Raw genomic sequence first — 11,732 nt, 5'->3', positions numbered from 1 at the left:
TCGGCAGTAAGGTCGTACTCAGCGAAATTCAGCTGTGAATGGGAGGGACGCCGTGTGGTATTGGCTCTTCAAGTATGTGTTGCTGGGGCCGATTCTCTGGCTGCTCGGGCGTCCGACGGTCAAGGGTCACGAGAACATTCCGACTGACGGGGCGGCCATCCTGGCCAGCAATCACCAGGCGGTTCTGGACTCGTTCTACCTTCCACTTCGCGTCAACCGCCGCATCACGTTCCTTGCCAAGAGCGAGTACTTCACCGGTTCCGGTCTCAAAGGCGCATTCCAGAAGTGGTTCTTCACCGCGGTCGGACAGGTCCCCATCGACCGAACCGGCGCGGACGCAGCGCAGGATGCGCTCAACGCCGGTCTCAAGGTTCTCGGTTCGGGCAGTCTGCTGGGTATCTACCCCGAGGGAACGCGTTCGCCTGACGGTCGCCTCTACAAGGGCAAGACCGGAATGGCGCGCCTCGCGCTCGAATCGGGCGTCAAGGTGATCCCGGTTGCGATGGTCGGTACCGACAAGATGAATCCGATCGGCTCACGGATGTGGCGTCCGGCCAAGGTCACCGTGATCGTCGGCGAACCTATCGATTTCTCCCGCTTCGAAGGCATGGGCGGGAACCGCTTCGTCGAGCGCGCTGTGACCGACGAGGTGATGTACAAGCTGATGAAACTCTCCGGCCAGGAGTACGTGGACATCTACGCGGCCAGTCTCAAGAACCAGGCACCCACGAAACCCGAAGCTGCCGTCGACGTTCCGGCGGAAAGCGGCGAGTCGGTTGTCGATCTCGTGGCCTCGGCCGAGTCCAAGGAATCCGCGAAGACCGACAAGGATTCGCTCCCGGACGCACAGGCCAGCTAGAGATTTCCCACACCTGCCGCACGCGCATTGGCCCCAGAGCCTGCGCGTGCGGCATAGTTTTCGGACGTGCGCTACTTCTACGACTGCGAATTCATCGAAGACGGTCGAACCATCGATCTCGTGTCCATCGGCGTCGTCTGCGAGGACGGCCGTGAGTACTACGCGGTCTCGACCGAGTTCGATCCTGCCCGCGCCGGTAGTTGGGTGCGCAAGAACGTGCTGCCGAAATTGCCGCAGCCGTCGTCTCCGCTGTGGAAATCACGCGAGAAGATCCGCGACGATCTCTTGAAGTTCTTCGTTCCGCGGCCGATGGTCGTTCCGGAGCTCTGGGCGTGGGTCGCCGCCTACGACCATGTCGCGCTGTGTCAATTGTGGGGCGATATGACCGAACTACCGCAGTCGATGCCGCGGTACACCCGCGAACTCCGACAGTTCTGGGAAGACAACGGCAGTCCTGCCCTCCCGTCAGCGCCCGCCGACGCACACGACGCACTTGCCGACGCCAGGCACAACCTCGTGAAGTTCGACGCGATTTCGGCAGCTTGTTCACTTCGCTGACCCAGGTTTCGGTGCGCGGGAAGTGTCCCGATTGGGCTGCGATCGAGAGCCTGTGTGACGCGCCGGCGGGCGAGCGAATATCCTGTAGAGGTGAACTGGACTGTCGACGTGCCGATCGACCGCTTGCCCGAACTCCCGCCGCTGCCTGCCGGACTGCGTAAGCAGCTCGACGAGGCGCTCGCGAAGCCCGCTGCTCAGCAGCCCTCGTGGCCCGCTGACCAGGCGGCCGCCATGCGGACTGTGCTCGAGAGCGTGCCTCCCATCACGGTGGCCAGCGAAGTCGAGGCGCTGCAAGAGCGTCTCGCGCAGGTCGCGCGTGGTGAGGCGTTCCTGCTCCAGGGCGGTGACTGCGCCGAGACCTTCGCGGACAACACCGAGCCGCACATCAAGGGAAACATCCGCACGTTGCTGCAGATGGCCGTCGTGCTCACCTACGGTTCCTCGATGCCGGTCGTCAAGGTCGCTCGCATCGCCGGCCAGTACGCCAAGCCGCGCTCTGCCGACATCGACTCGCTGGGTCTGAAGTCCTACCGCGGCGACATGATCAACTCGCTCGTCGCCGACGAGGCAGTCCGCGCCCACGATCCTTCGCGACTGGTGCGTGCATACGCCAACGCCAGCGCCGCGATGAACCTGGTTCGCGCACTCACCGGCGCCGGCATGGCCGACCTGCACAAGGTGCACGATTGGAACCGCGAATTCGTCGCAGCGTCTCCCGCGGGCGCACGCTACGAGCAACTGGCAGCCGAGATCGACCGCGGCCTGCAGTTCATGAACGCGTGTGGCGTCACCGATCCGAGCCTGCACCAGGCACAGATCTTTGCCAGCCACGAGGCCCTGGTTCTCGACTACGAGCGCGCGATGCTGCGTCTCGACAACGACAGCGATCACCCCAAGCTCTACGACCTGTCGGCTCACTTCCTCTGGATCGGTGACCGCACTCGTCAGCTCGACGGCGCGCACATCGCCTTCGCCGAGTTGGTGTCCAACCCGATCGGCCTCAAGATCGGCCCGAGCACGACGCCGGAAATGGCGGTGGAATACGTCGAGCGTCTCGACCCCACCAACAAGCCAGGTCGTCTGACTCTGATCTCGCGCATGGGCAACGGCAAGGTCCGCGACCTGCTGCCGGCGATCATCGAGAAGGTCCAAGCCACCGGTCACCAGGTCATCTGGCAGTGCGATCCGATGCACGGCAACACCCACGAAGCCTCCACCGGGTACAAGACGCGCCACTTCGACCGCATCGTCGACGAGGTCCAGGGATTCTTCGAGGTCCACAACGGTCTCGGCACGCATCCGGGTGGCATCCACGTCGAGCTGACCGGTGAGAACGTCACCGAGTGCCTCGGCGGCGCGCAGGACATCTCCGACCTCGATCTCGGCGGTCGCTACGAGACGGCGTGCGACCCCCGATTGAACACCCAACAGTCGTTGGAGCTCGCGTTCCTCGTGGCCGAGATGCTGCGAGGCTGAAACCTTGCTTCGCCGAAGCTGATTCGCGCCGGCATAGATTTTCGGCAAACGCCCTCACCCGCTCGCGCAGGTGGGGGCGTTCGCTATTGCGTGAATCGTGCGACGAATCGGCGCTGCCAGGGCATTTCGACGGCGCGAGGTGAGTAACGTGCGCGAACGTACGCGGTGGCGTCCTTACTGGGCACTCCGTCCATGACGGCAAGAGCGGCCAACGCTGTTCCGGTGCGGCCGTATCCACCACCACAAGCGATCTCGACTCTTTCGGTTTCCGAGCGCACCCACACTTCCTGCAAGGCCCTGCGCAGCGCATCGGGATCGCTCGGCAACCAGAAATCTCGCCAGCGGACCCACTCCGACTCCCACTCGGTGTCGGGAGGTTCTTTACCGGTCAGATAGACGCCGAAGGTGGGGAGAGGTCCGGAAGGAAGTGGATTGCGGAGTCCTCGACCCCGAATCGATCTCCCCGACGGCAAGTCGAGTATCCCAATGCTCTCGGGTTCCCACGTGGCCATGAATTCAGATTAGGCCGAAGCGGACTGTCAGGGAATTGCGACGACGCTGATGTCGGTGCCCTTGGCAACGAGATCGTTCTTGACGCTCTGGCTGATGATGACCGAGCTGTCGTTCTGGGTGAGCTGACGCACGGTGATCTCGAGGCCGAGGCGGCCGAGTTCTTCGCGTGCTGAGGAGACGGAGCGGCCGATCAGCGAGGGAACCTTGACGGAGTCGGAGATGAGGAGAACCACGGAGGTGCCGGCGTTGACGGAGGACCCGACTGCGGGATCGGTGCCGATCACGCTACCGCCCTCGACGGCGTCGTCGAACGTTGTTCTGGTGGTGCTGACGGAGATACCTACCTTGTCGAGGGCGGCGCGCGCAGCGTTCTCGGACATGCCCTTCACATCGGGAATGTCCACGGGCGGTGACCCTTTGGATGTGATGACCTTGACCGAGGAGCCCACGGCAACTTCGGTTCCCGGTGCCGGGTCGAGCGCGGCCACGCCGCCGATCGGGATCTTGGAGCTGAATGTGTCCCCGCCGTCGACCGCGACGAGAGTGCGATCGGCGAGTTGTGCGCCCAGGGCCGAGACGTCGCCGCCGGCCGGAATGGGCGGGACAGTCGGACGCCCGAGCGAAGTCAGCAGCGCGACGGTCGAGCCTTTGGTAACCCTGGAGCCGGAGGCCGGGTCTGTCCCGATCACCGTGTCGATGGGTTGGGCGTCGGAGTACTGACCCTGGACGTCGGGGGAGAGCCCGGCGTCCTGCAGAGCGGTGACCGCAGTGTCCTTTGTCAGCCCGTCGATCGAGGGAACGGCTGTATAGCGACCCGATCCCATCCACCATCCGCCGAAGCCCAACGCGAGCGCGAGGACCGCGATGACGAGCAGCCAGATCAGGGTGGCTCGTCGCGATTTGCGTCGTGCCTCGACAAAATGAGCATGCGGATCGTCGTGCCCCGGGTGGTCGTCGCCGAAATCGGAACCGTCGTCGAAATCCGAGTCGCCGTCGACCGTCGCCGGACGAGCAGTTTGTGCGGTGACCGCGCGAGTGTGCTGGATACCGCCAGGGGGAGGAGAGCCCGTGCCGAGCGCCGCGGTGGCTGCCACAGCCGGGGCCACGCCGGACGCCAATACCGTCGTGGCAGCAGGGTTCGGGCGCGCAGCAGAGTTCGGGTGTACCTCCGTGGGAGGCGCAGGCGCCGGTTGTGGCCGGGCCGGGGCAACTTGCGCGCTCTGGTGCTGGGCGCTTCGACGCGGAGCGGGAACGCGGTATGACGGAAGTTCCAGTTGCTCGCTCACACTGCGAAGTGCAGCTGCCATCTCACCGGCGTCGGCGAAACGATGTGCCGGCTCGCGGTGAGTGGCTTCGGCAACCAGACGATCGAACTGCGCCGGTACACCGGGGATACGTGAACCTGGGCGCGGGACATCGTCGTGGATGCGTTGGTAGGCGATGGAGAGTGACGTATCGCCGGTGAACGGTGTTGTACCGGTGAGAAGTTCGAACATCAACACGCCGGTGGAATAGACGTCGCTTCGAGTGTCGGCAATTCCTGACGTCACCTGTTCCGGCGACAGATAGGCCGCGGTGCCGAGGATCACGCTGTTGGAGGTGGTGGTTGCTGCCGCAGCTGCACGCACCAATCCGAAGTCGGCGATCTTCACTTCGCCGGTGTCCGAGATCAAGATGTTCTCGGGTTTGACGTCACGGTGCACCAGTCCCGCTCGATGCGCCACCGCCAACGCGTCCAGGACAGGTGCCACGACTGCAGCGACTGCGTGTGGCGGCATCGGTCCGCGCTCACGAAGGAGTTCACGCAAGGTTCCACCGTCGACGAGTTCCATCACGAGGAACACGTGATTGCGATCGCTGCCTTGGTCGTAGACGGCCACAAGGGCCGGATGCTTGAGTCGGGCCACGGCCCGGGCCTCGAACTCGAAACGAGTCAGGAACGCTGGATCGCCGGCGAATTGCGGGTCCATCACCTTGATCGCGACAGGTCGATCCAACCGTGTATCGAGGCCTCGATACACGGTCGACATACCGCCGCGCGCGATCGGTGCGTCCACTCGATAGCGGCGCTCGAGCATTTCGCCGATCAACCCTCGACCTCCGTAATGACTGTTCCTCCGTGCTTGCGATCTGCGTGCTTGCGATCTGTCTGCTTGCGGTCTGGGTGGTAGCTGTCAGCAATGTGGGTGGTTGTTTACCGCGTACTGGCTCCCGCAGTGAGGGCACCCATTTACATCCACCGCGAAATCCCGGTTACTGATACGCCGCATCCCGTCCATCGTAGCCAGCGATACCGACGCGGAAGTCTCGAGAACGTCACAGAGCGCTGTGACCTGAGCGGAGCGGCAGTTTCGAGCACTGCACCGGGCGGTACACAGCGGGCTCGCCGGACCGGATAAACTTCTCGCGGTGAGCGCGATTCCTTATTGTGATGATGTCCTGGATTCTTCGGTTTCCCTGTTCCAGCTGGTGGATGTGGCGAAGAACGTCGGGTTGCCGGTGAGCAAGGTTCACCAGTTGCTTCGCGATCACAAGATCATCGCAGTCAAGCGGCATGGCGTTCTCGGTGTCCCCGAAGTGTTCTTCGGCGAGGACGGCCAGATCGTCAAGTGGCTGGCCGGTCTGCTGGCGGTGCTGCACGACGGCGGCTACACCGATGTCGAAATCCTCCGCTGGTTGTTCCTGGCCGACGATTCCCTGCCGGGGCGCCCGGTGGACGCACTGCATGGTGATCTCGCGCGTGAGGTCATCCGCCGCGCACAGGCCATGGCTTTCTGAGCTGCCGGCCTTCTGACAACTCACCGCATGCGGTTTTTCGCCGCGTAGGTTGCCGACCGGACCAGACCCGGCGCAGCGACTCGAAGTCGCGTGCGTCCGGGAACGGACACACGTCGATGCAGTATCCGGAAGTCGGCGCGCTCGACCTGGTCGAGAATTGCTCCGTACAACACGAAAGCCGTGCGGATCGACGGCTGGACCCGCCGATCGAGCATCGGGATGCCAGATTCGGCAGACCGATACCGCCCCCGCGTCACGGCAATGAAGTGTGCCAGCGCGCGCTTGACCCGAACGTCCACCGTTCCGGTTCTGCGCCCGCGCTCGAGCATCTCGATGTCGACCCCGAATGCGGCGAACTCGCCCGCCGGTAGATACAGACGTCCCCGGTCGAGGTCTTCACCGACGTCGCGGATGAAGTTGGTCAGCTGAAACGCCTCACCGAGATTCGACGCGGGCACTACAGCTTCCTGCTGCGGAACGCTCACTCCGAGAATCGGGAGCATCTGCAAACCGATGACGACGGCAGAGCCGTACATGTACTCGCTGAGTTCGTCCATCGTGTTGTAAACGGGTCGAAACTTCGCCGTGTCGGGGGCGTCCATCCGCATGGACTCGAAGAAGGCGTCGAAATATGCGCGCGGGATGTCGAACGTCTTCACAGCATCCGCGAAGGCCGGGAGTACGCGTGTCAGGTCGAGGGGAACCGTCGACGGGAAGCCACCTGTCGCAGTGGGGTTGTCGAGTGCGTTGACGGCTGCACGTTCGACGTCGGCGAGCACCGTGCCGCGTTCATGCGGACCCGACGGTTCGTCGACGATGTCGTCGACGACGCGAGCAAATGCGTAGAGTGCGTGGACTGCGCGGCGTCGAGGCTCGGGTAGCAACCGCGCGGCCAGATAGTACGTTTGGCCGTGTTCCCTCGTCACGCCCTCGCAGAATCCGTAGGACGCGGTCAGCGTGTTCATGACACGTGAATCACGCGGATCATGACGTCGACGTCGCCGAGGCCGCTGTCGGGACTTCGGCCGGCTTTTCATGCCGGCGACCGCGAAGCCGGAGTGGATCTTCCGTCTGCAAGGACAGAGCCGCGACCACAGCGGCGAAGACGGCCAGAGCCACGTGCGGGAACGTGTAAAGGCCGATGGATCCGTCCGGCTGGAATACCAGCATGAGCCAAGTGGACAGTCCGGTCAGGACTGCGAGGGTGGTCGGCGACATTGCGAAACCGGCTGCTACTGCCAGCGGCCAGGAGTAGTACCAGGGGAGTGCGGCGGGGGAGAGAACGACGATGGCGACCATCACGATCACGATGCCCATGACGGCGTCGCGCTCGGTCTTGCGGTAACGCCACCACACGACGGCGATGATCGCGATCAACACAACCGCCGAGATGGTCCGGGAGACTTCGAGGATGTCGTTGAAATGGTCACCGGCGAACCAGGAGGTGGCCATGGTTCCGATGTGCGCCACGATCGTGGGCAGCGAGAGCCAGTTGATGATCTTTGCCGAACCCGAGAGTGCCGTCGTCCAGCCGAGGCCGACTCCGGCGATCAGTGAGGTGGATCCGAGTACCGCCACGAATACCGCAAAACCAGCACCGGCCGTCTTGACGAACGATCGGATCGGTGACGCCGGTTCTCGCCCGGCGGCTGCGGCGTCCTCCCGCTCGTGGATCATCCAGATCCAGACTATGAAGGGAAGTGCGACGCCTGCGGTTGCCTTGATCGCGACGGCGAGCGCGATGAGCCCTATTCCGAACAGGTGCTTGCGTTCGAGAGCGAGCGCAATGCCTGCGGCCATGAGGCCGACCATGAGCATCTCGTTGTGAACGCCGCCGATCAGGTGGATCAGGACGAGGGGATTGAGTACTGCGAGCCACAGGGCGATCGAGGTGTTTCCGCCGAGCTTCGTCGCGAGATGGGGAACGGCCCACATCATCAGGGCGAGTCCGGGGAGCATCGTGATCCGCAACAGCATCGTGCCGGCGATGACGTTCTCACCGGTCAGCCGAACGATGGCGTCGGCAAGGAGAAGGTGAACCGGACCGTACGGGGTCGTTGTCGTCGTCCACACGTTGGAGACGTTGTCGAGCAGGATTCCCGGATTGACGACCGGCCCGACGGCGTACGGGTCGAAGCCGTTGCGCAACAAGGCGCCCTGTGCCAGGTAGGAGTAGGCGTCGCGGCTGAACATGGGAACCGCGAACAGGAGCGGAAACGTCCAGACCGGAACGACGTAACGCAGACCGCGCAACGAGACGTCGCCGCGCAGAGTCGAGCGACCCAGCCGAACCCAGGCGCCGATCATGCACAGGACGCCGATCCAGACGATCGCCGCCGACAGAATCGATCCGTGTCCGAATCGGAGCCAGGACAGATGCATCGACTCGAGCAGCGGATCCTGGCGCCGGACGCTCCCGGCACCGAATCCGCCGAAAGTGATCATGGCGGCGCCGACGAAGCCGAGCAGTGCACTGTGACCTTCGGGGGTCCGAAGGAAGTTGGCGGCCCTTAGGTGCCACGGTCTTTCAGTGGCTGCGGCAGAGGACGTCATCGGTGCAGGTTCCTCCCCCGAGGAGATCGGTGTCGATCGGCGCGTGCAGCGCCCGAGTCGGTGAATCGTGGATGAATGGTCGGTTACGAGGGGCTAGTTTAGTTGCTCGCACGAGTGCTCACCGCGCTGGCTCGCTCGCGTGTACCGGTAATACGTTCGGCAGCGAGCCGTCCGGACAGCAGAACGGTCGGTACCCCTACCCCCGGAACGGTTCCCGATCCGGCGAGTACGACGTTCTCGAAACCCCGGGCGAGGTTCTTGCGTCGGAACGGCCCCGTCTGGGTGAAGGTGTGTGCTGCCGCGAACGGACTACCCGCGGCCATGCCCTTCTCGAGCCAGGTCTGTGGGGTGTCGACGTGATCGATCTCGAACCCCTCGACCAGTCCCGTATAGCCACGTTCTTGCAGCGTGAGGATGATTTCGCGCACGTAGGCCGGGCCGAGAGTCGACCAGTCGAGCGGCGCACTGTCCAGATTCGGGCACGGCGCGAGGACTGACAGCGGTTCACGGATCCGGCCGTCTCGCGAGAAGGCCAGACTCGGATCGGTCTGTGCCGGTCGGGTGACGAGCAGTGACGGATCACTCATCAATTGCCCGCGGCCGCGGCGTGCCGTGATCTCGGCGAAGGTACGCTTCCACGCCTCGCCGAAGTCGATCATGTGGTGTCGCTGCGCGGGCCATCCGTCGGCGACCGCAGAGGAAACAGTGCCGTGAATCACGACAGCCGACGGCGATGTCCGCACCGGGCGCGGTCGCAATCGCGTATGGGGACGCAGGAGCGAGTTCGTGACGGCCATGTCAGGGGTCAGGACCGCGGCGTCACAGTGGAATCGCTCACCGTCGCGTGTGTGGACGGCACGCACGCGACGATCGCTCACTTCGAGGCGTTCGACCGTGCGGCCGAGATGCAGAATTCCACCGGCGTCGGTGAAGGCGTCGGCCATCGACTCGGCGATCGTGTGCATCCCACCTTCGGGGAAGTAGACGCCGAGTGAGGTGTCCATGTGAGCGATCGCGCCGTACACCGCGAGGGCTCGAGACGGAGCAACGCCCGCATACAGCGCTTGGAAGGTGAAGATCCGCCGGAGGCGAGGGTCGCGGATCTTGCGATCCACCTGCCCGCCCAGTTTCCCGAATCCGCCCAGCGCGACGAGACGGCTCAGATCCTTGATTGCGTCACGCGAATTGACCAGTCCGAGGGGAGAATCGAAGTCGGCGTCCATGAAGCGATCGAATTCGGCGTCGAAGATACGGCTCAGCCATCGGCGCAAGGCGCGGTATCGCTGCGCTTCTTCCGGCCCGCAAACACGGGAGACTTCGGCAGCCATGTCTTCGGGGTCGGCATGAACATCGAGAGCGGTGCCGTCGGCGAATCGCGCGTGGTACGTCGGATCGAGCTTGTGCACAACGAATTTGGGGTTCGTCGAGTCGGGGTCGGCGCCCACGGCCGCGAGGGCGTCGTCGACGAGTTCGGGCATCGTGAGCACCGTTGCGCCGTTGTCGATGCTGTAGTCGCTGCCCTGGTAGACACCGACCCGCCCGCCGACCGAGCTGTTGCTCTCGAGAATCGTGACGTCGCGTCCGGCGCCTCGCAGATACAACCCGGCGGAGAGTCCCGCGAGTCCCGCACCGACGATCACGACTCGATCGGTCGGCGAGCTGACGGTTCGAGTGCGGTGCACGTCTGCCACGGTCAGTAGCTTCGCTTCGTGGCCGCGATCGCCATGTCGGTCAGACGTGACTTGGCTTCTGCCGTTGCCGTGCTCGCGTCGAGGGCGTTCGCAGCTGCCTCGACGAGGGCGTCGATCTGCGTTTCGACGTCGGTGACGGCGCCGAGATCGGTGATCGCCTGGCGCAGGCTGTCGACCTCGTTGTCGGTCAACTGGGTGCCGATTCCGTTGCGGAGCAGTTGTGCGGAGGCCGGGTCTGCGGCGTCGGCGCGGGCGAGCGCCATCGCGAACAGCACCGTCCGCTTGCCGGCAATGAGATCGTCGCCCGACGGTTTGCCCGTGACGGACGGATCTCCGAAGACACCGAGCAGGTCGTCGCGAAGTTGGAAAGCGACACCGATGTCGGTGCCGAACGTCCGGTAGGCATCGATCAACTCGGCGTCTGCACCGAACAGTGCGGCGCCGAGGTGCAGTGGGCGTTCGATCGTGTACGCGGCGGTTTTGTAGCGGTTGACCCGCATGGCTGCCTCGACGGTCTCGTCTCCTCGGGCTTCGTTGCTGATGTCGAGGAATTGGCCACCGAGAACCTCGGTGCGCATTGCCGACCAGACCGGACTGACTCGAGCGGCCGCCTCGGGGCTGATCCCGGATTCTCGGATCATGTCGTCCGCCCAGGCCAAGGCCAGATCGCCGAGAAGAATGGCGACGGCCTCGCCGAAGTGCGCGGAGTCGCCGCTCCACTCCTGGCCTCGGTGCTGGTCTTCGAATTCGACGTGAACGGTCGGGAAGCCGCGTCTGGTCGTGGATGCGTCGATGATGTCGTCGTGGACGAGCGCGCAGGCCTGCACCAGTTCGAGGGCGGCGCACGCACGAATCACAGCGTCTGCGTCCTTACCGTTCGGGTCGCCTCCGGCACCGAGCCATCCCGTCCAGGCGAAGGACGGCCGAACGCGCTTTCCTCCGCGCAGGACGAAGGCCTCGAGGGTACTGACGGCCTTCTCGTAACCACCGCCGATGGTCGAGACGAGTTCGCGGCGTGAATCGAAGAAGTCGCGGAGCGCTCCTTCGAACAGGCCCGGCAGTTCGAGTGAGGTCGGATGCGGTGCGGTGTTGGTCGAACTCTGTCCAACGCGCGCGGTTCCTGCGGACAGGGTGGCCTCCAAGATCGGTATGTTCTCGCGCCGGAGGGGTACACGGAAGCGAGCTTGGGGCCCAGCTTAGTGGGGGTTGGAATCAACGGCGGTTCGGGCCGTGAACTGCGTGATCCTGACATTCGGGATACGCAGTACTGGGCGATGAGCTTGTTTGCAGGTGGAAAACATATG

At 64.2% G+C, this 11,732-nt stretch carries 10 protein-coding genes; 4 read left to right on the top strand and 6 right to left on the bottom strand.

Annotation, left to right across the window (positions count from 1 at the left end; genetic code table 11):
- Positions 1–52: 52 nt before the first annotated feature.
- The 3 genes from ABWI03_RS18165 to ABWI03_RS18155 all read left to right on the top strand — a co-directional run bounded on the left by ABWI03_RS18165 (position 53) and on the right by ABWI03_RS18155 (position 2,893).
- Positions 53–859 carry a lysophospholipid acyltransferase family protein gene (locus tag ABWI03_RS18165; RefSeq protein ID WP_095969868.1) on the top strand — a complete coding sequence of 269 codons (807 nt, stop codon included), beginning with the start codon at positions 53–55 and terminating at the stop codon, positions 857–859.
- A 66-nt stretch (positions 860–925) separates the two neighbouring features.
- On the top strand, positions 926–1,417 hold the full coding sequence (locus ABWI03_RS18160) for a polyadenylate-specific 3'-exoribonuclease AS (protein WP_353798834.1): 492 nt from the start codon (positions 926–928) through the stop codon (positions 1,415–1,417).
- 90 nt (positions 1,418–1,507) lie between these two features.
- Complete coding sequence (locus ABWI03_RS18155; protein ID WP_007730070.1) at positions 1,508–2,893, top strand: class II 3-deoxy-7-phosphoheptulonate synthase; 1,386 nt, start codon at positions 1,508–1,510, stop codon at positions 2,891–2,893.
- Positions 2,894–2,976: 83 nt separating this feature from the next.
- On the opposite strand, the gene ABWI03_RS18150 is transcribed toward ABWI03_RS18155, so the two are convergent.
- A complete protein-coding gene (locus tag ABWI03_RS18150) occupies positions 2,977–3,405 on the bottom strand; it encodes a protein-tyrosine phosphatase family protein (RefSeq protein WP_298773300.1) in 429 nt (142 codons plus the stop codon).
- Between the two features lie 27 nt (positions 3,406–3,432).
- The gene (gene pknB / locus ABWI03_RS18145) at positions 3,433–5,496 is read right to left on the bottom strand and encodes a Stk1 family PASTA domain-containing Ser/Thr kinase (RefSeq protein ID WP_298773298.1); all 2,064 of its coding nucleotides are present in this window, start codon (positions 5,494–5,496) and stop codon (positions 3,433–3,435) included.
- A gap of 319 nt (positions 5,497–5,815) precedes the next feature.
- Here pknB and ABWI03_RS18140 point away from each other — a divergent pair, with 319 nt between their 5' ends.
- Positions 5,816–6,184: an Rv2175c family DNA-binding protein gene (locus ABWI03_RS18140; RefSeq protein ID WP_298773296.1), complete on the top strand. Its 369-nt coding sequence runs from the start codon at positions 5,816–5,818 to the stop codon at positions 6,182–6,184.
- A gap of 20 nt (positions 6,185–6,204) precedes the next feature.
- Here ABWI03_RS18140 and ABWI03_RS18135 read toward each other — a convergent pair whose 3' ends face one another.
- From ABWI03_RS18135 to ABWI03_RS18120, 4 genes are all read right to left on the bottom strand, one after another.
- Positions 6,205–7,149 (bottom strand): phytoene/squalene synthase family protein, encoded by a 945-nt coding sequence (locus ABWI03_RS18135; RefSeq protein WP_298773294.1) that lies wholly within the window; start codon positions 7,147–7,149, stop codon positions 6,205–6,207.
- Positions 7,150–7,168: 19 nt separating this feature from the next.
- On the bottom strand, positions 7,169–8,737 hold the full coding sequence (locus ABWI03_RS18130; RefSeq protein ID WP_124569352.1) for an alpha-(1->6)-mannopyranosyltransferase A: 1,569 nt from the start codon (positions 8,735–8,737) through the stop codon (positions 7,169–7,171).
- 98 nt (positions 8,738–8,835) lie between these two features.
- Complete coding sequence (gene crtI / locus ABWI03_RS18125) at positions 8,836–10,428, bottom strand: phytoene desaturase family protein (protein ID WP_095969875.1); 1,593 nt, start codon at positions 10,426–10,428, stop codon at positions 8,836–8,838.
- A gap of 2 nt (positions 10,429–10,430) precedes the next feature.
- Complete coding sequence (locus ABWI03_RS18120; protein WP_200313381.1) at positions 10,431–11,570, bottom strand: polyprenyl synthetase family protein; 1,140 nt, start codon at positions 11,568–11,570, stop codon at positions 10,431–10,433.
- Positions 11,571–11,732 lie beyond the last annotated feature (162 nt).

The organism is Rhodococcus baikonurensis (genome assembly GCF_040489275.1).
GTDB lineage: Bacteria > Actinomycetota > Actinomycetes > Mycobacteriales > Mycobacteriaceae > Rhodococcus_F > Rhodococcus_F baikonurensis.
This window is presented reverse-complemented; position numbering and strand designations above follow the sequence as displayed.